The organism is Paenibacillus sp. FSL H3-0469 (assembly GCF_038051945.1).
Taxonomy (GTDB): Bacteria; Bacillota; Bacilli; order Paenibacillales; family Paenibacillaceae; genus Paenibacillus_AQ.
In genome coordinates, this window is sequence record NZ_CP150302.1 from 111,241 (window position 1) to 133,497 (window position 22,257).

The following is a 22,257-nucleotide window of genomic DNA, read 5'->3' on the forward strand; positions in this document are numbered from 1 at the left end:
TTTGGCTTTCGGTGCCCGCATACTCAAAACAGGAATGGCCGTAACGCTTGCGCTTTATCTGTCCGTTCTATTCAATTTCGCTTCTCCTGTCGGTGCGGCTATTGCGGCAATCTTTGCCATGCAGCCGTCCATATACAGATCATGGCGGTATTTCCTCGATCAGATCCAGACCAGCACGATGGGGGCCGTGATTGCGCTGCTTGGCGGAATGCTGCTCTCCAATGAGCCGATTGCGGTTGGACTGGTATGTATCCTGGTGATTATGATCAGCATGAAAATGAACCGTGCCGACACCATCGGCCTGACGCTGGTCACAGTCATCTCTGTCATGGAGGCTTCCGGCCAGTGGCAGTTTGCCTTAACCCGGTTCCTGCTGACCCTGACCGGGATTTTGTCGGCTTTTATTATCAATATCTCTGTATTTCCGCCCCAGCCGCGCAAGCAGTACATCCGGCAGATCGAGAATGTGTTCACCAGCTTATCGCTGCTGCTGCGGACAGCGGTGTCGCATGAGATGAAGGAAAGTGTATTCCGGGATGAGAAGAACGGGCTGGAAGGCGCGATTAAAGCGCTGGCTGACAAATACGCGTTGTTCGAGGAGGAGCAGAAGCAGCTCCGCAAGGCTAAATACAGTCAGACGAGGCAGATGGTGGTCTACAAAAACCTGCTGGGTTCCCTGCAAAAGGGCTATCAGGTGCTTGAGGCGATTGACCGGCATTACTTCCAGGCTGACCGGACAGAGCAAACGGATGAGCTGTTCGACCGCCATCTGGAGCAGCTGATCAAGTACCATGAGTACATTTTGCTGAAATTCGAGGATAAGCTGAAGCCGGGAGCCAATGATTCCGAGCCGCTGGCGGAGGACAATGACCGCTTCCTGAAATCCGCCATCAACGGGTATGATCCGCAGAAATCCGGGCAGCTCCGGCTGTCGGTGGTGGCTGCGGCCATCTATGACTACGGCTATCAGCTGGAGCGTCTGGATAAAGTGGCTGACCAAATCCACCGGATGAACGCAGATGACAAGGACAGTACAGTGCTGAGTGAGAAAATTTAGAGCGCGAGATCTATATAGCAAAAACTTGTAAAACGACTAAAGAGTTGGTAACATTGTTAGTCAACCTTCCAAAGGGGATGAAATGAATTGGATAAACATGATCACGAGTGGCAAAAGGAGCAGGAGCGGGTAAACGGCATCACCAAGCTGCTGTCTGCCCATATCCGGCTGCTGTCAGAGGAGCTGGGACTCCACCGCACGGATGTCGTGGATATGCGCAAAGACTTCTGGGAAGAGGTCACAGTGAACTTCAGCAGCCCCGACGACCTGGGGGAGACTTCAACCAGTCTGCGGCAGCAGGCACAGATTCTGAACGAACGCGAACGCCATCATCTGCAATCCAGCAAGGCGCTTAAAAAATATAAAAAGCTGGTAGTATCGCCCTATTTTGGCCGGATTGATTTCTCGGAGGCGGGGGATGCTGCGGCTGATACCATCTATCTGGGCATCGGTTCGCTGATGGAGGATAACGGGACCTTCCTGATCTACGATTGGCGCGCGCCTATCTCCAGCTTGTATTATGACGGGGCGCCGGGACCTGCATCTTATGAGACACCTGGAGGACAGATTACAGGCACCATGGAGCTGAAGCGCCAATTCGTGATTGATAACGGTGAGATTGAAGTCATGTTCGACACGGGCGTCACCATCGGCGATGAACTGCTTCAGCAGGTACTGAGCCATAGTGCCGATGACCGGATGAAGTCGATCGTAGCCACCATCCAGAAGGAGCAGAATGCGGTCATCCGTAATGACCGAAGCCGGATGCTGGTTGTGCAGGGAGCCGCCGGGAGCGGCAAGACATCAGCAGCGCTACAGCGGGTAGCCTATCTGCTCTACAAGTACCGCGAGGTGCTTCAGGCAGATCAGATGCTGCTCTTCTCGCCGAACCCCCTGTTCAACAGCTATGTATCCACTGTGCTGCCTGAGCTGGGGGAAGAGAATATGCAGCAGACCACCTTCCAGATGTACCTGGAGCACCGGCTGGGCCAGGAATTTCAGCTGGAGGATGTGTTCAGCCAGACGGAGAGTCTGCTGAATGCCCCGGACGGGGAGGAAGCCTATATCCGCCGGGAAGGCATTGCTTATAAATCATCAGTAGCCTTCCTTAGCGCCATCCGGCAATATGTGAATCTGCTGGAGCATGAAGGCATGCTGTTCAAGCCATTGATGTTCCAGGGGAAGGCCGTTGCCTCTAAGGAAGAGATGGAGCGCCAGTTCTACAGCTATGACCCGGGCATCAAGCTGGCGAACCGGATTGAACTGATGACGGGCTGGCTGCTCAAAAAAATTGCGGCCTTCGGCGCAGAAGAGCGGAGTGCGGCATGGGTAGACGAGCAGATTGAGCTGATGGACAACAGCGATTATCAGCGGGCCTATAACCAGATGCGCCGCAAGGGCGGAGGGCATAATGACAGCTTCGATGATTATGATGCGGAGCGAATCCTGCTGGCCCGCTACGTAGTCAGCCAGCGTCTCAAGCCGCTGCGCGGCTGGACCAAGCGCGGGCGCTTCGTGGATGTGAAGGCGCTGTACAGCCGTTTATTCGAGGGCCGTGAGCTGATAGAACGCCTGGATACCCGCCAGCCGCTGCCTGAAGCGTGGGATGAGATCTGCGCGCAGACGCTTACTGCAATCAGGGGCAATGAGCTGGCCTATGAAGATGCGACACCGTTCCTGTACTTGAAGGAGCTTAGCCAGGGCTTCCGGACGAACACGCTGATCCGTCATGTCATTGTCGATGAGGTGCAGGATTACTCGCCGTTCCAGCTGGAATTCATGCGCCGCCTGTTTCCCCGGGCCAAAATGACCGTGCTGGGCGACCTGAATCAGGCGATCTATGCCCAAGGCGAGGTGCTGGGAGATCTGGCCGGGCTGGTGAGCATCTACGGCGAAGAGAACACCGAGGTGATCTCTTTGACCCGCAGCTACCGGTCTACGTATGAGATTGTTGAATTCACACGGGCGATGATTCCCGGCGGCGAGAAGATAGTACCCTTTAACCGGCGGGGGGAGGAGCCGCTTCTGACGCTGGTGGACAGTGAAGACGATCTGCTCTCCTCTGTGGAGCAGGATGTGCTTAAGCTTCATGCGGAGGGTTATCATTATGTGGCTGTGATCTGCAAGACCGCAGAAGAGAGCGCACAGGTGCACGGTGAACTGGAGAAACGGCTGCCGGTGCGGCTGGTCACGAAGGAAACGCCTAATTTTCAAAAAGGGACGCTGGTGCTTCCAGCCTACCTCGCCAAGGGCGTCGAGTTCGATGCTGTAATCATCTATGACGGTTCCGCTGAGAAATACGGGCGTGAACATGAACGTAAGCTGTTCTATACCGCCTGTACCCGGGCGATGCATCTGCTTCATATCTACAGTCTGGGACAGCCAAGCCCGTTCATGCCTGCTGCTGTGCGTGAAACGGTAACGGCTGGTACGCAAGAGAAGTGAGCAAATATAAAACCGCCTGCGCGTGTGACGCGAGGCGGTTTTGTTCTTATATTAGGAGACTATAGCTTCCTGCTGCTGTGTAGAAGGTGTGTGTTGGACCAAATGTATGTCAAAAACAACATACATTGTGCTCGCAAGCAGGCGCACGGCCTGGATGTATGCCAAAAACAGCATACATTGTGCTCACAAGCAGGCGCACGGCCTGGATGTATGCCAAAAACAGCATACGTTTGCTGGCGTGCAGGCGTGTGGCCTGGATGTATGCCAAAAACAGCATACATTGTGTTCGCGCGAAGGTAATCTTATTTTTCCGTTAGGGTGGTTTTCTCCATTTCACGTTAGCGTAAAGCTATCCCTCTAAGGCAGCTTTGCGCTTACTGTTCTGCCGGGTCATGAGTACCAGAAGATAGATAACGAGCAGCAGCACAGGTGCCAATATCGAGTACCGGTACATCACGGCATAGCTGGTGAACATGGCGACAGCGCCAAGCAGCATGGAGCCGATGGCGACACCGAGATCCAGGGAGTTCAGGAACATTCCGTTGGCTAATCCGCGCTGGCGCGGTTCGACAGACTGGATCATCCACGTCTGGAGCGCAGGCTGCATGGAGCCAAAGCCGAAGCCGTAGCATAGGGCGGCCGGGAACAAGCCCGCTGTTGTGGAGGCGAAGGATAGCAGCAAAAGCCCTGTGGCGATGAACAGGCTTCCCGGGATGAGCAGGGCAGGCGCACCATAGCGGTCGTAGATTCTGCCGGAGAGCGGCCGGATCACGACAATGGCTAAGGCATTGAACAGGAAGAAGTAAGCGATATGCTGGAGGTGCTTCTCTTGCCCGTAGAGCGCCAGGAAGCCGAGCAGCCCGCCGTAAGAGATGGATAAGAGAAAGTTAAGCAGGCAGGGAAGCAGCAGCCTGCGGTAAGGATTGCTTCCGGCAGCTGCTGCCGGAACTGCGGACGGCTCCAAATGACCGCCAGGCAGTGACTTCGCCAGGCGGAAGCCCATCGGCAGGATCAGAGCAAGCGCGACAGCCGTCCCCAGCAGCAGGGACCCGAAGCCTGGTCCTTGCAGCAGGCTGAGTCCGATTAGCGGGCCAGCCGACATGGCGAGGCTGGTGGATAATCCGAAATAGCCCATGCCCTCGCCCATGCGGCGGATGGGAATGACATCGGAGGCCATGGTCGGGAACGCCGTGCTGGCCATACCGAAGCCTATGCCGAACAGGATGCGGAACAGCAGCAGGGTGAGGATGCTGCCTGCGAAATAATAGCCCGCCACCGCAGAGAGGGCAATGGCAAGGCCGAGGAAGATCAGCAGGTTGCGCCCGCCTTTCTCCATGGCTTTGGCGGAGATGAGGCGGGAGGCAATCGCACTGAGGGCGAACAGGCTGGTCACAAGACTGACCTGCACGGGTGAAGCATGCAAAGCACTTTCCGCATAAGCAGGAAGGGTAGATAAGGTCATCTGCAGTCCTATGAACAGCAGAAGGTTGCAAAGGGTCAGTGTAATGAAGGATGTGGTCCATAGACGTTCAGAGGTTTGATTCAAGTGGGTTGACTCCTATTCCTGATGTATATTTCCGGTGTTGTGATAGATCTGCTCTAGCATATTGCGGAGATCTTCAAGCTGCTGCGGCTGCAAACCGGCTACAGCCATATCTATAGTCTGCTGCTCCAGAGCTATAGTGTTCTCAATTAACGCCCTTCCCTCTCCTGTGGCATAGAGCTGGAACGCCCTGCGGTCCTCCGGGTTGGCCGTTTTGGTAATGAAGCCTTTCTTAATCAGAAGCTCCACGATCCGGGCGGTGGTGGGCTGGTCTTTGGCGGAGGCAACGGCCACCTCCTTCTGGTTGACTCCGCTGCGGTCACAGATCATCAGCAGGGTGGACCATTGCTCGGGTGTAATGTCATACGGCTTCAACGCCCGGGCGAAGCTCACTGAGATTCTCCGGTGGGTCGAGCCCAGCAGGAAGCCGAGGAATTGCTGGGGAGAGGACAGGGTCATAAATGAATTGCTCCTTTATAATTACTTGTTGTAACAAGTATAAGCATAACAAGTAAATGAGTCAAGGAAAAATGGTAATCCGTCCCACCTAACAACACCAAAAAAGCCCCGCTCCGCAGAATGCGGAAGGGGGGCTTGAAGATTTGCTTTGTTTTTAAACCTGTGGAACCTTCTCCCAGTCCTTCAGGAAGCGTTCGATACCATTGTCGGTCAGCGGGTGCTTCCAGAGCGATGGCAGGAGTGATCCCGGGATGGTAGCGATGTGAGCACCGGCAATGGCTGCTTGCTCCACATGGGCAATGTTGCGGATACTGGCGGCGATGATCTCGGATTTCAGGTCGTAGTTGGTCAGAATCGTCTTCAGATCCTTGATCAGCTTCATGCCGTCTACACCGATATCATCCAGACGTCCGACGAACGGACTGATATAAGTTGCTCCTGCCTTGGCGGCCATGAGGCCTTGAGCAGCGGAGAATACGAGCGTTACGTTGGTTTTGATGCCTTTTTTGGTCAGTTCATAACAAGCTTCCAGACCATCTTCAGTCATAGGGAGCTTGATGACCACGTTCGGAGCCCATTCAGCGATCTCGTAAGCTTCCTTAAGCATCTCTTCAGCCGTAAGACCGATAACCTCAGCGCTTACAGGACCAGGGACAATAGCTACGATCTCTTTGATTACGTCCTTAAACAATCTGCCTTCCTTGGCGATCAGCGACGGGTTCGTCGTTACGCCATCCACTAATCCGAGGCGGGTAATACGTTTGATTTCCTCAATATTTCCGGTATCCAAGAAAAATTTCATTTCCAGGTATCCTCCCTTGATTTCGTATGGATTTGACAAAACAGCAGGCTCCACTTCATTATGAGACATGCCACGTGAAGTTTCAACTGTTAATTTGAATCTTTCAAAATAACTTTATGGAATCGGCGCAAAAAAATGTTTTTACACGGGTAGGACCATTCACGGACACTTCTGTCCATGATACTATAGAAACGGTATTGTTCATTACAGGCGATGGGCTGGTGACAGGAATGTATACTTTAATTGCGGGAGTGGTGCTGTTTCTGCTGGTCACAGCCGGAATTATTGCTTACCAGAACAGCAGAATCCTTGCGGAGCAAGAGTCGGATGCTTCCAGAGCGCATACCGGCAATCTGATGTACTCGGTATATAATCAGAGATTCTCTGCGGGTGAGGAGCTGCCGGAGGCGGTGCCGCTGTTTCAATTCACGGTGGTTGAGCCCGGGGAAGAAGACCTGCCGGACTCAGAAGCGGGAACAACCCGTGCTTTGTGCAGAGTTGCCGCCGGAACGGGCGAGCTCGTGTTATCGGATGCGCAGAATTATATGCTGGGCATTCTCCGCCAGGCCGCAGTGCAGGGAGGCCGGCTTACGCATGTTTCTTTTTCAGGGAAGGCTGCCCGCAGGGGCGAGAAGGAACTGATTCAGGCGCTGGAGACTGCGGCGAAGGAGGAGACCCGCTATGCAGATCAACGTTAAGGATGTAATCCTGTCGGTTCATGAAGGCGATATCACCTCCTGGCAGGGCGAGATGATCGTCAATGCCTCGAATTCCGGTCTGTATGGAGGCGGAGGAGTGGACGGGGCTATACACCGGGCCGGAGGCCCGGGAATTGCGGAGGAATGCGCGGGAATCCGTCAGAAGCAGGGCGGCATTCTTCCCGGCGAAGCTGCGCTCACCGGTGCGGGGCGGCTTCCTTTTCGCGGAGTGATACATACGGTGGGTCCGATCTGGAAGGGCGGTACGGCCGGTGAAGCGGCTGTGTTGGCGAGATGCTATAAGAGCAGCCTTGATCTGGCTTGCACTCATGGGGTGAAGAGTCTCGCTTTTCCGAATATCAGCACGGGCATTTACAACTTCCCGAAGGAGCTGGCCTGCAAGACGGCGCTGGAAACTGTAGTAGGGTATGTCCGCGCGAAGAGCCCGGCAGAGCTCCCGCTGCGGCAGATCGATTTCGTCTGCTTCGAGCATGAGAATGCCGGGCTGTACGAGGCCATGCTTGGGAACTATAGCTGAACAGCGGCTGGAGCGGCTAGAGAAGAGATGAAGGCCCGGAAGTTAGGCGTGATATTTGCCCGCAGGTGCGTTCAGCACCCATTCCAGCATTAGAATCAGATCTTCCAGCCTGGTCAGCTGGGCGTCAAGTGCTGCCCGCTGAGGGTCGCCGGGAGGCAGCGGGGCCAGCCGTGATTCCAGGGATCTGCGCTGGAGCGTCATTTCGTTGATTTTGGATTGGATTTGGTTCTCGGTTCTCATGCGGATGCCTCCTGATGGATAATTAGTGTCAGGCTGATGGGTTAGGATAAGAATTCCTTGTGGACAGGCACAGCCCATTCCACTTCGTTCATTATAACGGATAACATGGAGGGAATAAAATGAGTATCAATGTGAAACAGCTGGCAGCGGAGAAGGCAGTCGAATATGTGCAGGACGGTATGAAAGTAGGCCTGGGAACAGGCTCTACTGCTTACTGGGCCATCCGCAAGCTGGGTGAGCGGGTGAGCGAAGGCCTGCAAATTACGGCCGTAGCTACCTCACAGGCGTCTGAGGATCAGGCCCGCGAACTGGGCATTCCGCTGGTAGCGTTCAGTGATGTGGACAGCCTCGACCTGACGATTGACGGGGCGGATGAACTCGACGGGGCGCTGCAGCTGATTAAGGGCGGGGGCGGTGCGCTTTTGCGGGAAAAGATTGTCGCCATGGGCAGCGCACGCATGATCGTTGTGGCCGATGAGAGCAAGGCCGTGACCACGCTCGGGAAGTTCCCGTTGCCGGTGGAGATTGTGCCGTTCGCCTGGGAGTGGACGGTCGCCGCGCTCGCTAAGCTGGGCTGCAAGACGGAGCTGCGGCGTAGCGGAGAAGACCTGTACAAGACGGATAACGGCAATTATATTGCCGACTGCCGGTTTGAAGCCATTGAATCGGCGGCAGAGCTGGCGCTTGCCCTCCAGCGTATTCCCGGAGTCGTCGAGCATGGACTCTTCATCGGGATTGCCGATCTGGCGATTATCGGTAAGAGCGACGGCACGATTGAAATAGTTGAAGGTGGCCAGGATCGCTAAGCCGAATGCAGGCCGCCGGAAAGGGAAGACTTCAGCCAAGCAGGCGCTTCCGCCCGGACGCCGCTTCCTGGCCTGGCTGCTCCTGATCGCGTATAGCGGAATGCTGCTGTACTGGATGTTCCTTGGATTCGGACGGACGGTTCAGCTGGACGGACCGCTCCGTTACAATCTTGAACCGCTGCGGACAGTGCGTTTATACTTTGATATGACGAATGGATTATCGTATGCCAGCAGGCTGGTGAATCTCCTGGGGAATGTGGCAGTATTCGCGCCTTTTGGCATTCTGCTTCCGCTGGTGGTCACCGGTTACCGCTCTTTTATCCGGCTGACGCTGCTGTCTGCACTGGGCATCATTGTACTGGAGCTGCTTCAGATGCTGCTGCATGTCGGGAGCCTGGATATCGATGATCTGCTGCTTAACCTGCTCGGGGTGTGGACGGGTTATGCGCTGCTGCGGCTGGTGCGGGGATAGCGGGACGTCGGGTCAGGTATACTTTTAGGAGGATGAGACATATGTTGATTGATTTGAAGCCGCTTGTCGGCACACCGCAGGTGAATGAGCTGCTGGCTTATGCGGTTATAGATGACCCGGATGCGCTGATACGCACTTCGGAGGAATATAGTAAGCTTGCGGCCATGCAGCTGTGCGGCTGGGAGGAGGAAGGGCTGCTGGTCGGACTAACTGGATACGAAGAGACGGAAGACGGCTCGCTCGACATCCGCCATATTGCAGTGCTCCCGGAGAACCGGGGCAAAGGGTATGCGCGCGGCATGATTCTTGAGCTGGTCACCTCCCGTCAGCCGCGTTATCTGGTAGCGGAGACAGAGGACGAGATTGCTGCTGACTTTTACCGCAGTCTGGGCTTTATGGTGTACAGCCTGGGCGAGAACGCTGCCGGAATCGAAATGTTCCGCTGTGTCTATGAGGTGGAAGAGACGGAAGACGAGGAGTAAGCGGGACGGACGGTATCAGGGTATTCAATAGGTGAAATAGTTAATATTAGCCACTCTGCACTATGCGTGCGGGGTGGTTTTTTGCGTTCTTGAAGCTGCTTAATCGCCCTGCTGAAGAACAATGTGAAATTCATGAAAACCAGTTGACTTTTAATGAAAAGGACAATATAGTTTTACTGTGAAACTGTTCTACACGTGAACTATAAGGACAGAAGGAGGAACCGGCTTTGAGAAAAGATGCAGAGCAATGGATTAACCGCTACGTAGAGGCTTATATGGTCGTTACCAGGCAGATCAACTCGCGGCTCCGGGATATTTTTGGAGAAGGCCTGACCTCGGATCAATTCCGCATTCTCAGGCTGATTGGCGGGCAGGAGAAGTGCACCTCCACCTATCTGGCTGAGGCTGTTGCGGTCGGCAAAAGCTCGATTACGGCCATCATCAACCGGCTGGATGAAGCGGGCATGATTCAGCGGACCCGGGATGAGAATGACCGCAGGCAAGTGTACCTGACGATGACAGAGCGGGGGAAGGATGTGTATGAGACCTCTCAGAAGCAGATGCATGAGCTGATCTCCCCGTATCTGTTCCATTTCGATGATAAGGATATTGAGCATTTTGTTGTGATGTTTGAGAAGCTGGCATTTCTGATGCAGGATACAGGGGGGAAAAGCAATTGAGAACGATTTTGAAGGCAAGATGGGCAGTTATCGCGGTATGGCTGGCGGTGGCGGCAGTGTTATTCCTCACGGCTCCCGGCATGTCGGATCTGGTGCGCGAGAAGGGTCAGATCGCTGTCCCGGCCGGCTATACCTCATCGCGGGCTGCGGAGATTATGAAGGAGGTCGCTGCGGCCAAGGACGGGGAGACGGTGCATCAAGTGGCCCTGGTGTTCCATAAGCCGGAGGGGCTGACGGCCGCAGACACCGAGAGTATTAAGCAGGGTGTGGAGAAGCTGGCCGGGAACAAGGATTCCCTGAAGCTTGGTGCGATTACTGATCCTTTCTCCCAACCTGAGCTGAAGGATACGTTAATTGCCGGGGACGGTAAGACGATTATGGTGGCATTGTCGGTGCAAGGCGGAGAAGCGGCGGTCAAGGAGCTGCCGGGTAAGGCTGCTGAACTGCTAAGTAACGTCACGGCGGAGCATTATATGACCAGCGAAGGGCTGATTACGGAGGACACGATTGCCAGCTCGGAAGCCGGTCTGAAAAAGTCGGAATACATCACAGTCGTGTTTATTCTGCTGATTCTGTTCGTGGTGTTCCGTTCGTTCGTGGCTCCGTTCGTACCGCTGCTGACAGTGGGACTGAGTTATATCGTGTCCCAGTCGGTTGTCGCGTTCCTGGTGGACCGCTTTGACTTTCCGCTCTCGACGTTCACCCAGATCTTCATGGTCGCTGTCATGTTCGGGATCGGGACCGATTATTGTATCCTGCTGATCAGCCGGTTCAAGGAGGAGCTTGCCCAGTCGGAGGATACGCAAAGCGCCATCATCGCCACTTACCGGAAGGCTGGTGGAACGGTGTTCTATTCAGGGCTGGCGGTCTTTGTCGGCTTCGTGGCCATCGGCTTGTCCAAGTTCATGCTCTACCGTTCGGCGGTGGCGGTGGCTGTCGGCATAGCGGTGATGCTGCTTGCACTGGTGACGGTCGTGCCGTTCTTCATGGCAGTTCTGGGTCCTAAGCTGTTCTGGCCCTCCCGCGGCAAGCTGGAGCACAGTGAGAGCCGGATCTGGGGAGCCGCCGGTTCGTTCTCGCTGAAGAGACCCTGGGCTGCGCTGCTGATTGTGGCTGCGGTTGTGGCACCGTTCCTGCTTACCTACAGCGGGAAGCTGAGCTTCAACAGTATGGATGAGATCGGGCCTAACTACGCCTCGGTCAAAGGGTTCAATATTATATCTGAGAGCTTCGGACCGGGTGAATCCATGCCGGGCAAGATTGTCATCAAGAATGACGACCGGATGGACACTGCTGAATATATGGGACTTGCCGAGAAAATCAGCCGCGAGCTGGAAAAGGTGGATGGCGTTAAGGCTGTGCGCAGCATGTCCCGCCCTACCGGGGAGCAGATTAATGACTTCCTGATTCCTACTCAGGTGGCTACGCTGTCGGACGGTCTGGATCAGAGCAGTGAAGGGTTAACCAAGATCCAAAGCGGGCTGAGCGAAGCAAGCAAGCAGCTGAAGGACAATGAGCCAAAGCTTGCTGAAGCCGCCTCGGGCAGTGCGAAGCTTACAGAAGGAACGGCTGAGCTGAAAAAAGGCATTGACGCGCTGGGCGCTGGCTTATCACGAATCGAAGAAGGCATCCGCAGCGGCGGGGCCGGAGCGGGAGAGATCAAAGCGGGCCTGGCTCAGGCGGCAGGCAGTGCCAAGCAACTCGCACAGGCCAATGCCGCACTTCTTGAAGGCTACAAGAAGATCGGCAGCGGCCTGACGGCGCTGAACGGGGGCCTCACCGGTCTGCAGTCACAGCTTCAAGGCGTGGCAGATGCGCTTAACGGTCTGGGAGCTTCATTCACCGGACTGGAAGCCTCCTATCCGGAGCTGCTCCAGGATGTGAATTACCAGACGATCAAAGGCACAGTCACGCAGAGCGGTACGGGAGCAGCGGGACTGGCCGGAGGACTGGGCCAGATCTCGGCCCAGCTGAGCGGGGCGGCGGCCGGTTTGACAGAGGCCAATGCAGGGTATTCCAAAGCGGCAGCAGGCCAGGCTGCGCTGGCGAAAGGGCTGGATCAGCTGGTAGCCGGTATCGGCAAGCTGCAAACCGGGCTTGCGCAGGCGGCAGACGGCCAGGGGCAGATCGTCGGCAAGCTTCCGGCGATCAGCAGCGGGCTTACTCAGCTGCAAGGCGGGCAGAAGCAGCTTGCCGACGGGTTCGGCGAGCTTACGGGCCAGCTTGGACAGCTGACGGACGGACTGACGCAAAGTGCGGACGGTCTGGGACAAATCACCGGAGGCTTAAGCTCGGCGCAGGATTACCTCAAGCAGATTCAGGATGCCAAGGATGATGAGCTGAGCGGGTTCCTGGTTCCGGCAGAGGCGCTCAAGGCCAAGGGCATGCAGCAGGTATTCGATACCTATCTGTCCGGGGACCGCAAGGTCATGACCCTGGATGTGGTCTTCGCCGGGAATCCATACAGCGCGCAGGCTATTGACAGTGTCGGACAGATTCAGGCAGCGGTGGACCGTGCCGTAGCCGGCACCAAGCTGGAGAACGCGGAAACTGCCATGAGCGGCGTGACCAGCACCTACAATGATTTGCAGACCATCTCCAATGAAGATTACACGCGTACAGTCATTCTGATGCTAAGCGGTATTTTCATCATCCTGGTGGTGCTGTTCCGCTCGATGATTATGCCGCTGTACATTATTGCCTCATTGTTAATCACTTACTTTACAGCACTGGGCATCACGGAAGCGATCTTCGTGCATCTGCTGAACTATTCGGGCATCACCTGGACGACGCCGTTCTTCAGCTTCGTCATGCTGATTGCCCTCGGAGTAGACTACAGTATCTTCCTGATGGACCGCTTCAATGAGAATAAAACCTGGGATGTGCGTGAAGCCATCCTGCACGCCATGCGTAATATGGGGACAGTGATTCTTTCGGCTGTAGTGATTCTTGGCGGTACCTTCGCTTCGATGTATCCTTCCGGGGTCCTGTCGATGATGCAGATTGCGACGGTTGTATTGTCCGGTCTGGCGCTGTATGCACTGGTATTCCTGCCGTTCTTCGTGCCGGTGATGGTGCGGATGTTCGGCCGGGCCAACTGGTGGCCGTTCCGTCCGGCGGCCGGGGATGATCAGCCTAGATCGCTGGATATGTAACGTTCTTCACCACAAGAGATGAAACCTTAAAGAGCAGGCCTCCCGGTTATACGGGGCCTGCTCTTTGGCTGTTTACGCAGAAAAAAATAAAAAATACCATGCTAATGTAACCTTATCGGCTTGTACATCATCTAAAGAGTATATGAAAGAAAGCACTGAATGGGGATGCGGCAGCTTCCCGTTAGAAGGGGGCAATCATATTTGAACACCGGACAAGGAGATCTGGTCAGGCGTGCCCAGGCAGGTGACAGCGAGGTCTTCATCCAGCTGGTAAAGACTCAGGAGCGGCGGATGTACAGTATGGCCAAGTCCATGGTCAGGAGTGACGAGGATTGTGCAGATGCGATGCAAGAGACTGTACTGAAAGCTTTTAAAGCCATCTCAGGACTGAAAGAAGCGGCGTATTTCAACACATGGCTGTTTCGGATTCTGATCAACGAATGCAACTTGATTCTGCGCAAACGGGAGAGGGTAGTCGTCATGCCCAATCCGCCGGAGAGCGTACAAGCCATATCTTCGTCCGCAGAAGAGATAGATCTGCGCCAGGCCATTGGCAGGCTCGAAGAGATATCAGGGACCATTGTGAAGCTGCATTATTATCAGGGGCTGACTGTGCAAGAGATTGCCGGGCTGCTTGAGTTGTCAGAGAGTGCTGTCAAGACCAGGCTGCACCGCGCCCGCAAGACGTTACAGCAATCCCTGGAGCAACCTGTAGAAAGGAAGGTGAACGGATGAGCCAGCAGCGGTTGGAGAGCAGGCTCGCAGACCTTCAGGAAGAGACTCTTCCTGAACTGCCGGAGCTTGTGCATCTGCGTATGGAGGAGACGTACCGGATCATCAGTGAGAAGGATGATGTTGGCTTGGAGGCGGCTTCAGAGCATCAGGGGACGCTTAGACGTAAAAGAATGCCCCGGTGGCTGTCCCGGGTGATGATCAGTGCAGCATCTGTGGCCGGAGGGCTGGTGCTCCTGATTAGCCTGGGATTCATCTCCCCGGCCATGGCAGAAACCTTGAAGCAGTTACCCTTCATGTCAAGTGTATTCCAGCTTGCCGGAGATTCCGGACTGCGGAAAGCCAATGAAGCAGGGTTAACCACAAATGTTGAGCAGACCGTTACTCTGGATGGAATGACTCTCAGGGTGTCTGAACAAATGTATGACGGAAGCCGCTTCTCGGTGGTGCTGACCCGTGTTGAGGCTAAGGAGGATCAAAAAAAGGAGGGCTGGTGGAATTTATTGACCCAAGGGGGACAGCCAGCGGGAGGAATAAATAATATCGAGTTTTACGTGAACGGGAAGAAGGTCAATACCGGATTCGGTTTTGCCCAGGGAGGTGCCGGCGCACCTGACTCTATCATTGTTTCAGCACTGGATGGACCGAATTTACAAATCCCTGATCAATTTGATCTCACCATGCTGGTCCTTATTAATGGGATGGATGAGAGGTTTCGCTTTGAGTTTCCCGTTAGCAAGAATACTCTGGGCGACCTTGTTCTTGGACCGGGGGAGTTCAAGGTACATGATCATATCCATCTCCGTTATACACGGCTGGAGCTGAGCCAGACATCGACTCGTCTGCTGACCGAAATTAAGGGAGACCCCGGCGCGGATCTCAAGGCTATTGAGGAAGCAATTCCAGATAAATATAAGGATGCGGGGACTTTTATGATCTGGTTTGAGCTGTGGGATGATCATGGGCAAAAGGCTGTTGTGATTAGTGGCAGCGGCAGCGGTAAAGGGGATACGTTCTCATACAGTATGGTCTTTGAACCTTTTGAGAATAGGCCGGAGAGTGTAATTATTAAGTCTTTCGTTATATCAAAGGACGGGGGGAAGCAGTATATTCCCGAACTTGAGATGTCCGTCCCTATACAATAAAACAAACAACCTCCAGGGTCTGCAATGTGCAGTAGCCGGAGGTTGTTTGCTGTCAAAAGGCTATATGCTTATAATCTGCCGCTCACCGCAGCTTCGCGAAATAACTGCGCAGCGCCCAGCCGCGTTCCTGACGCTTCTTATACTTAGGCAGAGAGCGGTAGACAGCCAGCGATTCGTTAAAAGCAAGCTTGGCGTCCTCAGTCCGCCCCAGCGTTTTGAACATCGAGCCAGCCAGATAATAGGCTTCGCTGGAGGAGGATTGAATCTCCTGGAATTGGCTTACATAATGCAGCGCTTTGTCCTGGTCCACATGCCGGAAAATCTCGGCCAGACGCAGGTAAGGCTGCCCGTATTGCGCCCGGCGGTTGATGTCCAGCCCCTTAAGCATCTGCGCTTCGCCTTCGGAAAGCTGTCCCAGCTTGAGGTTGGCGTACCCAAGCTCCACCCAGTATTCAGCGGATGTCTCATAACGGTCAGCGATGGCGGTCAGCAACTCCTTGGCCTCGCTGTAGCGTTTGCGTTCAATTAGCAGCCGGGCCAGATCGAATTTGGCGGTTACATCGTTCGGGTTCTGGGCGATAGTCAGCCGCAGCTTAGACATCTGACGGCTGCGGCGGAATGGCTTGGATAAGCTGGGCAGAATGCCGACATAACGGCGGTCCAGGAAATACAGGACGGCCAGCAGGATAATCAGGGCCAGAATCGGATTACCGAGCAGCCGGTAGAGGAGCAGGAAACCTAGAATTTTAATCATGGATATGAATTCCCTCCGTTACGTGTGTGGTTCGATTGCGCTTCCTGCAAGTTGGATATGAATAGGCAGGGTAATTATACCATATCATCCTTTTTTGAAGCCACGCTAAAAAGAGTCACGGTGCGCTTGTTCGTTAGACCGGTACGATCGGTGGGAGTCTTGCTTCCGCCCTGCACAGCTGTAATTGACAGCCTGCCTTAGAAGTCATAAGCTTTGTGTACAGTTAAATTGTTTCATGGCTATATTAGCTCTTACAGAAAGAAGGATGAAACATGGACACATTGGCAAGCAAGGTCCAGCTGCGTCCGCTGGGACGCTCTGAGCTGTCCGTATCACCGCTTGGTCTGGGCTGCTGGCAGTTCAGCCGGGGCAGCGGAATCGTAGGCCGCTACTGGAGCAACATTACAGATGAGGATATTCTGGAGATTGTGCGGGTCAGCCTGGAAGGCGGCATGAACTGGGTGGATACGGCAGAAATCTATGGCGGCGGCAAATCTGAGCAGGCGCTGGCTCATGTGCTGGATCAGCTGCAGAAGGAGGGCAGTCCCCATGCGGCTCCGCTGATTGCGACCAAATGGTGGCCGATGCTGCGGACGGCAGGCTCCATTACCTCGACGATCGACCAGCGCATTGCCTGTCTGGGCGGTAGAGGAATTGATCTCTATCAAATCCATCAGCCGTTCTCGTTATCCTCCATTGCCAGTGAGATGAAAGCAATGGCAGGATTGGTGAAGGCCGGTAAAATCCGTTATGTCGGAGTGAGCAATTATTCCGCCAAGCAGATGACAGAAGCGCACCGGCTGCTGAAGACTTACGGTCTGTCGCTCGTATCCAATCAGGTCAAATACAATCTGCTGCACCGGAGTATCGACCAGAATGGTCTCATGGCGGCTGCCAAGGAGCTGGGGATCTCGATTATCGCGTATTCTCCGCTTCAGCAGGGCATCCTGACCGGCCGCTTCCATAATGATCCTTCACAGGTGGCTGCCGTCTCGCGTCCCCGGCGGATGATGTCCGGCCTGGACGACAAGAGCTTGGCCCGCAGTAAGCCGCTAATCACTTCGCTGACTGCACTGGCTGACAAATACGGGGTTACTCCCGGACAGATCGCGCTGAACTGGCTGATTCATTATCATGGCGACACTGTAGTTGCCATTCCGGGCGCATCCAAGGCCCGCCATGCCCGGGAGAATGTCGGCGCCATGAGCTTCCGGTTGGAGCCGGAGGAGCTGGAGCTGCTGAACGAGGCTTCCTGGGCAGCCCTGAAGTAGTAGCCTGGAAGAAATCCATAAGTCTGGTGGTGAACACAAATGAATGATAAGCATTGGCTCGTGGTACAGTATCCCTTGAAGAGCGCCAAGGGAAGCAAGCGTGATGAATGGCTTAGAGACAAAGTAACCGAATACTTGAATCTGTTCCTGGCGGATGCCGAACTTGGTTATGTGGATGGCTTTGATATGGGCAAGAGTATGGCTGACCCGGCCAAATATGTGCTTAATCTATTCTGCGTAGTGACAGATGAAGCCCGCGGAATTGCTCTGGTCAAGAGAGTCTTAAAAGATCACAGGCTGGACTATACCCGGATCACCATCGCCACGATGCCTTTTGAGGGCGGAGGAACGTATATGCTGAAGTATGCCGCCAAGAAAGGCGTGACTGATTTTTCGATATAAGTCTTTCTTAAAAATATAAGAAATTATATGTTTCACACGATAACTTGTCCTTCTATTTCTCGCTGAAACGGTACCGTCCTTACAAAGGACGGCAAAGCCGTTTCCACTTGTATCAATCAGGGGTTGTGTATCACGTAACGTGATACAGTACGATTGGTGTAAGAGGTGATAGAAATGAACAATATTATAAGAATGCTATCCGTGAACCAAGAATTCAGAATGGCTGTTGCGGATACCCGTCAGATAGCTGCAAAAGCATTAAATGCGTTTACCGGGACAGCCGGCATGCGCAGCCTTTTGCAGGAGATCATAACGAATGGTGTATTATTATCTTCCATTAATGATGCTCCTCCTAAAATAAGCTTTTCTTTTCGTCTTTCTCAAGGCGTCTCAATTTTTTGCCAGATCTCTGATGCGAAGTTTACTATGGAGTATAGTGCAGAAATGAATAAATTTGACGGGGCAGCCGCTGATCTATTTGACGATAAATCTGTGCTGTCGGTAACAACAGGGAATTGGGAGACGGGGATACACACTAGTACAGTTGAGGCGCATATGGATAGCGTTGTTATGCTGTTTTCTCACTTTACAGTACAGAGCGAGCAGCTTCCAAGTCATATTATACTCGGTGAGGACAATGCTTCCAGGGGGATTTTGATGCAGCCCTTACCCTTCGCAGATCACAAATTGATGGGAAAGGCTGCTTATGAAGTGGTATATCAAGCTAAGGAATTGGGAGAACTGCCTTGGGGGCAGGTTCCCGGGAAGTTGTCCTGTTTAGCAAAGGTAATCTCAGAAAATACGATAGAGTAGAGTGTATGACTATGGAAAAATACATTAAAACCAAAGAATTTGCAGAGCTGACTGGGGTCAGTGTGCGTACTTTGCAGTACTATGATGACATAAAAGTTCTCACTCCGGCCTATGTCAATGAGCAGGGGCACCGCTTTTATGACTCAGATTCCTTCTCCAGCATGTTTGTTATTCTTTCACTTAAAAATATGGGGATGACGCTCAGCGATATTCAGCAATATCTCAACAATGACAGCTTTGACGTCAGGCTCTTTATCCGTGAGGAAAAAGAAAGGACTCAGACAGCGCTATCGGATCTGCAGCTTCGATTCATGCGTCTATCCGCTCTTGAGGAGAAGGTTAGTAAGGAGCAGGACGTAACCCCGTATATTCTTCCGCTTTTTTCACCGCTGCCGGATACAGGCGATCTTCCAAAAGGCAAACCGGCTTCCTTTAACCTTAAGCTTTGGAATACCTTCATCAAGGAATTGGATTTCTGTGCGGAACACCGCTTGTCTGCAAAAGATGATAGAGCGGAAAAATGTGTTCAATACTGGAAAAAGAATATTCTTGAGGCAAATCAGGTGCCGGAGGATACGGTAAAGAAATCAGAGGAATATTACCAGCAGAATCCGGCGAATACTTTCGGGATCACGCAGGAAAATTACCGCTATTTAGTCCAGTTGATTGATGAGTATGATGCCGGCTTGTAAGCCATAACAAAGAGCAACGATTCTCCATGAGGGGAGAACCGCTTGCTCTTTTTATTTGGATAAATGTATAGCATCATTACCAATAATTCAGATAAAACTGTTTAGGACTGGAAAGAGCGGTTTAAATAAGGGATAAGAAACTTCGCACTCACGCAAATTCAGGGTGAAGATTATGGAAGGAGGTTGAACTTCAATGAGTATGAGCGTACATAACCTTATGGCTTTTAATCATCAGTTTTTTAGACCTCAGCCCGTTCTAAGTCCGAAAGTGCAGAGACAGGAAGATAAGGTCCAGAGCTTTCAGGAAGTCCTGAATGAGAAGCTGCGCAGCCATGGCGATATGAAGAAATAAGCAATAGAGCCGCAGAACCATTTTTACACAGAAGACCTTGCAGCAAATCATAGAGCCTTCAGCAAAAACAGCAAAAAGGTGCCTCCCGGAACTCGGAAGGCACCTTTTTGCTGCGCACTGGATATGGGAGCACCAGCATCATCCTGCTGATTAACGTTTGCTTCGCACCCGCTTTGATTTGCGAAGCTTCGGTTCGGCGCCTGGCGCCTGCCGCATGATCCATTTCAGATAAGCGGCAATCTGCGGGTCGCTCCGCAGGCTGTCCAGTGTTGTAAGGCCAAGAACAACGAGATCGCTGTTGGTATACAGGGCATGAATCTGCCGGTGGCAAGCCTTGCACAGAAGGGCAGTCGGGAGCAGGCTGCCGCCTTTCTCACGGGGAATCAAATGATGAACGGTAGTTGCAAGAGGAGAACGGCCGCACAGCTCACACGTGTCCAAGGCCCGGGCAGTCATCCTTTAAGGCCGGACTTCGAAGAATTCACAGCGGCTGCGCGAATAATAGGTTAGATCACTGACCCGCGACTGGATCACAACATCCGAATCCGTGAACCGCACTATAGTTGCGCCGGAATTCACCAGATGGTCATCCTGGAAGACGCGGACGGGCAGCTTGCGGTCTATCGCTTCCTGCAGATCCTGGTCAGTGAGTAGTGGTCGGTTGATGGGCATGGAATAAATCTCCTTTAGATAGGGATAACTGCTGCTTCAGCAAATACGATCAGTATACCCGTCTGTCCGCCAGAAATCCACTTAACACTTACTTGGTCTGTTCCTTCACTTTATAAGTACAGGAGGACGGGGTTCCTTGAATGTCATATCGAAGGGTTAGAACGTCATCCTTCCTTTCGGCCTCGACAGAGAACGCAGGAGCTTCCGGGTTGGTCAACTGCACCTCAAGGGACTGATTTTTGCCGGTTGAATAATTTCCGTAAGACATCTGTACAACGTTCCCGTTAGTCTCTTCTATAGAGACAGCTCCTCCAGAAGTAGCAGGGGTTGCTACAAAACGGACTGTCGTATAACAGCCTGTGTCTCCGGAAGACAAGGCCCACTTGCCTTCGATGTCTGCTGCGATGCCTGAGCGTTTCGTGTAGCCATACCAGCCCAGCGCCGCAATCAGCACGATGAGCACGGGAACTATAATTGTCAATTTCTTCATCGCGGAAGCTCCTTTCCTGGTAACTAATACATTATTTACCCGCTGGAAATGGAAGCTAAGCTACTGCGCGGGGGGCAATCAGAATAATTTCCACCATAAATCAGCAATATGCCTCCTCAAAAAAAACAGTGGCCTACGGTACACTAAATCTTGTAAAAGAAACCTTTGAGAGGGGTACAGAGGAATGAAAAAAACAAAGAACCTGGCGCTGGCGCTGGTCTCCATCATGCTCATGAGCTCACTTGCGGCATGCGGAGGAAGTAACAACGGCGGCAACAAGTCTGCGGAAGGAAATACGGGTAACAACGCGTCAAGCACAGCAGCACCCGCAGGTGAAGGAGACAAGGCAGAGAAGGTGGAGCTGTCGTTCTGGACGCTGGGCAATGTGAACTACGAAGAGCTGGCGGCTGCCTACACCAAGGAACACCCTAACGTAACCATTAAAATTCAGAATACCGGTGACCAGACGGCCCACCACAACAATCTGACCACGGCACTCTCGGCGGGTTCGGGCGCACCTGACATTTTCCAGCTTGAGATCGGTTTCATGGAACGCTTCCTGGGAGCCCAGGACAAATTTTACAACCTGAATGACCTCGGAGCGAAAGACATCCAGGCCAACTATCTCGACTGGAAATGGAAGCAGGCTTCCTCCATCGACGGCAGCTTCCAGCTCGGACTTCCGACAGATATCGGCCCGACGGTAGTCTATTACCGTACTGACCTGGCTGAAGCAGCCGGACTGCCAAGTGATCCTGAAGGCTTCGGTGCAGCCATTGATACATGGGACAAATTCGCCACTGTAGCAAAAGCGTTCAAAGACAAGACGGGCAAGTATTTCTCCGACCTGACCGATCTGACGTACAATGCGCTTCGTGACCAGTCGGCGGACGAGATCTATTTCAGCAAAGCAGACGGCAGCTTCATCGGCGATACCAATCCGCAAGTGAAGAAGGCATATGACTTTACCGTTAAGGGTATTCAAGAAGGCTGGATCAGCAATGTTATGCTCTGGTCGCCTGAATGGGGTCAAGGCATGAACGATGGATCGTTCGCCGTAGTGATGGGCCCGGCCTGGATGGCCGGTAATATCAAGAGCAACGCGCCGGACTCCTCCGGCAAATGGAAAATTGCCCAGCTTCCTGAGGGCGCCGGTAACTGGGGCGGTTCATTCATCACGCTGCCGAAGGAAGGCAAGCACTCCAAGGAAGCTTATGATTTCATCCAGTGGCTCGTGAACAAGGATAACCAGCTGGAATCCTTCAAGACCAAAGGCCTGATGCCTTCTATTCCTGCCCTGTACGAAGATCCTGCGTTCGTAGATTTCAAGGATGACTTCTTCGGCGGACAGCAGACGGCGGTAGAATTTGGCAAAGCGGCTAACCGCGTGAAGCCGGTATACTACGGACCGCTGCATGACCAGACCGATACCTTCTTCAAGAATGCACTGAAGAACGTGCTGGAGAAGAAAGCCGATCCGGCCAAAGAGTGGGACGATGCTGTGAAACAGGCAAAAACGCTTGCAGAACGCGGCTAACCTGTAAGTAGCGGGGAACT

25 protein-coding genes are annotated in these 22,257 nt (G+C 53.4%); 17 read left to right on the forward strand and 8 right to left on the reverse strand.

What is annotated here, in order from left to right:
• The first annotated feature begins 1 nt into the window (after position 1).
• Positions 2-1,057, forward strand: a complete 1,056-nt coding sequence (locus NSS83_RS00505) for an aromatic acid exporter family protein (protein WP_341021272.1) — start codon at positions 2-4, stop codon at positions 1,055-1,057.
• Positions 1,058-1,144: 87 nt separating this feature from the next.
• Positions 1,145-3,502, forward strand: a complete 2,358-nt coding sequence (gene helD / locus NSS83_RS00510) for an RNA polymerase recycling motor HelD (protein ID WP_341021273.1) — start codon at positions 1,145-1,147, stop codon at positions 3,500-3,502.
• Positions 3,503-3,851: 349 nt separating this feature from the next.
• On the opposite strand, the gene NSS83_RS00515 is transcribed toward helD, so the two are convergent.
• The 3 genes from NSS83_RS00515 to fsa all read right to left on the reverse strand — a co-directional run bounded on the left by NSS83_RS00515 (position 3,852) and on the right by fsa (position 6,306).
• A complete protein-coding gene (locus tag NSS83_RS00515; protein WP_341021274.1) occupies positions 3,852-5,048 on the reverse strand; it encodes an MFS transporter in 1,197 nt (398 codons plus the stop codon).
• Between the two features lie 12 nt (positions 5,049-5,060).
• The gene (locus tag NSS83_RS00520) at positions 5,061-5,504 is read right to left on the reverse strand and encodes a MarR family transcriptional regulator (protein ID WP_341021275.1); all 444 of its coding nucleotides are present in this window, start codon (positions 5,502-5,504) and stop codon (positions 5,061-5,063) included.
• A gap of 154 nt (positions 5,505-5,658) precedes the next feature.
• On the reverse strand, positions 5,659-6,306 hold the full coding sequence (fsa, locus tag NSS83_RS00525) for a fructose-6-phosphate aldolase (RefSeq protein WP_036694437.1): 648 nt from the start codon (positions 6,304-6,306) through the stop codon (positions 5,659-5,661).
• Between the two features lie 230 nt (positions 6,307-6,536).
• Between fsa and NSS83_RS00530 the strand changes: the two genes are divergently transcribed.
• Entirely contained in the window at positions 6,537-7,004 is a 468-nt protein-coding gene (locus tag NSS83_RS00530) for a hypothetical protein (RefSeq protein ID WP_341186229.1), read from the forward strand.
• Positions 6,988-7,542: a macro domain-containing protein gene (locus NSS83_RS00535; protein WP_341021278.1), complete on the forward strand. Its 555-nt coding sequence runs from the start codon at positions 6,988-6,990 to the stop codon at positions 7,540-7,542. Before NSS83_RS00530 ends, NSS83_RS00535 begins: the two co-directional genes overlap by 17 nt.
• 42 nt (positions 7,543-7,584) lie before the next feature.
• Here NSS83_RS00535 and NSS83_RS00540 read toward each other — a convergent pair whose 3' ends face one another.
• Positions 7,585-7,782, reverse strand: coding sequence for a hypothetical protein (locus NSS83_RS00540; RefSeq protein ID WP_036694433.1), 198 nt, complete (start codon positions 7,780-7,782; stop codon positions 7,585-7,587).
• Between the two features lie 125 nt (positions 7,783-7,907).
• Here NSS83_RS00540 and rpiA point away from each other — a divergent pair, with 125 nt between their 5' ends.
• The 7 genes from rpiA to NSS83_RS00575 all read left to right on the forward strand — a co-directional run bounded on the left by rpiA (position 7,908) and on the right by NSS83_RS00575 (position 15,254).
• Positions 7,908-8,588, forward strand: coding sequence for a ribose-5-phosphate isomerase RpiA (gene rpiA, locus NSS83_RS00545; protein ID WP_341023285.1), 681 nt, complete (start codon positions 7,908-7,910; stop codon positions 8,586-8,588).
• Positions 8,572-9,060, forward strand: coding sequence for a VanZ family protein (locus tag NSS83_RS00550; protein ID WP_341021279.1), 489 nt, complete (start codon positions 8,572-8,574; stop codon positions 9,058-9,060). The genes rpiA and NSS83_RS00550 overlap by 17 nt, the downstream gene beginning before the upstream one ends.
• Before the next feature lie 41 nt (positions 9,061-9,101).
• Positions 9,102-9,542 carry a GNAT family N-acetyltransferase gene (locus tag NSS83_RS00555; RefSeq protein WP_341021280.1) on the forward strand — a complete coding sequence of 147 codons (441 nt, stop codon included), beginning with the start codon at positions 9,102-9,104 and terminating at the stop codon, positions 9,540-9,542.
• A 227-nt stretch (positions 9,543-9,769) separates the two neighbouring features.
• Positions 9,770-10,222, forward strand: coding sequence for a MarR family transcriptional regulator (locus NSS83_RS00560; RefSeq protein ID WP_341347478.1), 453 nt, complete (start codon positions 9,770-9,772; stop codon positions 10,220-10,222).
• The gene (locus NSS83_RS00565; RefSeq protein WP_341347479.1) at positions 10,219-13,377 is read left to right on the forward strand and encodes an MMPL family transporter; all 3,159 of its coding nucleotides are present in this window, start codon (positions 10,219-10,221) and stop codon (positions 13,375-13,377) included. The genes NSS83_RS00560 and NSS83_RS00565 overlap by 4 nt, the downstream gene beginning before the upstream one ends.
• Before the next feature lie 201 nt (positions 13,378-13,578).
• The gene (locus NSS83_RS00570) at positions 13,579-14,112 is read left to right on the forward strand and encodes a sigma-70 family RNA polymerase sigma factor (protein ID WP_340826932.1); all 534 of its coding nucleotides are present in this window, start codon (positions 13,579-13,581) and stop codon (positions 14,110-14,112) included.
• The gene (locus NSS83_RS00575) at positions 14,109-15,254 is read left to right on the forward strand and encodes a DUF4179 domain-containing protein (protein ID WP_341347480.1); all 1,146 of its coding nucleotides are present in this window, start codon (positions 14,109-14,111) and stop codon (positions 15,252-15,254) included. The genes NSS83_RS00570 and NSS83_RS00575 overlap by 4 nt, the downstream gene beginning before the upstream one ends.
• 82 nt (positions 15,255-15,336) lie before the next feature.
• Here the strand turns inward: NSS83_RS00575 and NSS83_RS00580 are convergent, their stop codons facing one another.
• Positions 15,337-16,008: a tetratricopeptide repeat protein gene (locus NSS83_RS00580; RefSeq protein WP_341168828.1), complete on the reverse strand. Its 672-nt coding sequence runs from the start codon at positions 16,006-16,008 to the stop codon at positions 15,337-15,339.
• A 272-nt stretch (positions 16,009-16,280) separates the two neighbouring features.
• On the opposite strand from NSS83_RS00580, the gene NSS83_RS00585 reads away from it, so the two are divergent.
• The 5 genes from NSS83_RS00585 (at position 16,281) to NSS83_RS00605 (ending at position 19,538) form a co-directional block, all read left to right on the forward strand.
• A complete protein-coding gene (locus NSS83_RS00585; protein WP_341021289.1) occupies positions 16,281-17,279 on the forward strand; it encodes an aldo/keto reductase in 999 nt (332 codons plus the stop codon).
• 39 nt (positions 17,280-17,318) lie between these two features.
• Positions 17,319-17,681: a hypothetical protein gene (locus NSS83_RS00590; protein WP_341021291.1), complete on the forward strand. Its 363-nt coding sequence runs from the start codon at positions 17,319-17,321 to the stop codon at positions 17,679-17,681.
• Between the two features lie 174 nt (positions 17,682-17,855).
• Complete coding sequence (locus NSS83_RS00595) at positions 17,856-18,494, forward strand: Hsp33 family molecular chaperone HslO (protein WP_341347481.1); 639 nt, start codon at positions 17,856-17,858, stop codon at positions 18,492-18,494.
• A gap of 5 nt (positions 18,495-18,499) precedes the next feature.
• Positions 18,500-19,186 (forward strand): MerR family transcriptional regulator, encoded by a 687-nt coding sequence (locus NSS83_RS00600; RefSeq protein ID WP_341347482.1) that lies wholly within the window; start codon positions 18,500-18,502, stop codon positions 19,184-19,186.
• A 193-nt stretch (positions 19,187-19,379) separates the two neighbouring features.
• Positions 19,380-19,538, forward strand: coding sequence for a hypothetical protein (locus tag NSS83_RS00605; RefSeq protein ID WP_341021297.1), 159 nt, complete (start codon positions 19,380-19,382; stop codon positions 19,536-19,538).
• A gap of 150 nt (positions 19,539-19,688) precedes the next feature.
• Here the strand turns inward: NSS83_RS00605 and NSS83_RS00610 are convergent, their stop codons facing one another.
• The 3 genes from NSS83_RS00610 to NSS83_RS00620 form a co-directional block, all read right to left on the reverse strand.
• On the reverse strand, positions 19,689-19,994 hold the full coding sequence (locus NSS83_RS00610; protein WP_341021298.1) for an HNH endonuclease signature motif containing protein: 306 nt from the start codon (positions 19,992-19,994) through the stop codon (positions 19,689-19,691).
• A gap of 3 nt (positions 19,995-19,997) precedes the next feature.
• The gene (locus NSS83_RS00615) at positions 19,998-20,210 is read right to left on the reverse strand and encodes a hypothetical protein (protein WP_209873220.1); all 213 of its coding nucleotides are present in this window, start codon (positions 20,208-20,210) and stop codon (positions 19,998-20,000) included.
• 88 nt (positions 20,211-20,298) lie between these two features.
• Positions 20,299-20,700 carry a hypothetical protein gene (locus tag NSS83_RS00620; protein ID WP_341021302.1) on the reverse strand — a complete coding sequence of 134 codons (402 nt, stop codon included), beginning with the start codon at positions 20,698-20,700 and terminating at the stop codon, positions 20,299-20,301.
• A gap of 184 nt (positions 20,701-20,884) precedes the next feature.
• Here NSS83_RS00620 and NSS83_RS00625 point away from each other — a divergent pair, with 184 nt between their 5' ends.
• Positions 20,885-22,237: an extracellular solute-binding protein gene (locus NSS83_RS00625; protein ID WP_341186223.1), complete on the forward strand. Its 1,353-nt coding sequence runs from the start codon at positions 20,885-20,887 to the stop codon at positions 22,235-22,237.
• The last annotated feature ends 20 nt before the right edge of the window (positions 22,238-22,257 follow it).

Excerpts from the sequence above, each read along its gene's own strand:
- NSS83_RS00540 (WP_036694433.1), bottom strand. The coding sequence starts at position 7,782 with ATGAGAACCGAGAACCAAATCCAATCCAAAATCAACGAAATGACGCTC.
- NSS83_RS00590 (WP_341021291.1), top strand. The coding sequence starts at position 17,319 with ATGAATGATAAGCATTGGCTCGTGGTACAGTATCCCTTGAAGAGCGCC.
- NSS83_RS00605 (WP_341021297.1), top strand. The coding sequence starts at position 19,380 with ATGAGTATGAGCGTACATAACCTTATGGCTTTTAATCATCAGTTTTTT.
- NSS83_RS00610 (WP_341021298.1), bottom strand. The coding sequence starts at position 19,994 with ATGACTGCCCGGGCCTTGGACACGTGTGAGCTGTGCGGCCGTTCTCCT.
- NSS83_RS00615 (WP_209873220.1), bottom strand. The coding sequence starts at position 20,210 with ATGCCCATCAACCGACCACTACTCACTGACCAGGATCTGCAGGAAGCG.
- NSS83_RS00625 (WP_341186223.1), top strand. The coding sequence starts at position 20,885 with ATGAAAAAAACAAAGAACCTGGCGCTGGCGCTGGTCTCCATCATGCTC.
- NSS83_RS00520 (WP_341021275.1), bottom strand. The coding sequence starts at position 5,504 with ATGACCCTGTCCTCTCCCCAGCAATTCCTCGGCTTCCTGCTGGGCTCG.
- NSS83_RS00585 (WP_341021289.1), top strand. The coding sequence starts at position 16,281 with ATGGACACATTGGCAAGCAAGGTCCAGCTGCGTCCGCTGGGACGCTCT.
- NSS83_RS00530 (WP_341186229.1), top strand. The coding sequence starts at position 6,537 with ATGTATACTTTAATTGCGGGAGTGGTGCTGTTTCTGCTGGTCACAGCC.
- NSS83_RS00620 (WP_341021302.1), bottom strand. The coding sequence starts at position 20,700 with ATGAAGAAATTGACAATTATAGTTCCCGTGCTCATCGTGCTGATTGCG.
- fsa (WP_036694437.1), bottom strand. The coding sequence starts at position 6,306 with ATGAAATTTTTCTTGGATACCGGAAATATTGAGGAAATCAAACGTATT.
- NSS83_RS00600 (WP_341347482.1), top strand. The coding sequence starts at position 18,500 with ATGACTATGGAAAAATACATTAAAACCAAAGAATTTGCAGAGCTGACT.
- NSS83_RS00580 (WP_341168828.1), bottom strand. The coding sequence starts at position 16,008 with ATGATTAAAATTCTAGGTTTCCTGCTCCTCTACCGGCTGCTCGGTAAT.
- NSS83_RS00535 (WP_341021278.1), top strand. The coding sequence starts at position 6,988 with ATGCAGATCAACGTTAAGGATGTAATCCTGTCGGTTCATGAAGGCGAT.
- NSS83_RS00595 (WP_341347481.1), top strand. The coding sequence starts at position 17,856 with ATGAACAATATTATAAGAATGCTATCCGTGAACCAAGAATTCAGAATG.
- NSS83_RS00555 (WP_341021280.1), top strand. The coding sequence starts at position 9,102 with ATGTTGATTGATTTGAAGCCGCTTGTCGGCACACCGCAGGTGAATGAG.
- NSS83_RS00575 (WP_341347480.1), top strand. The coding sequence starts at position 14,109 with ATGAGCCAGCAGCGGTTGGAGAGCAGGCTCGCAGACCTTCAGGAAGAG.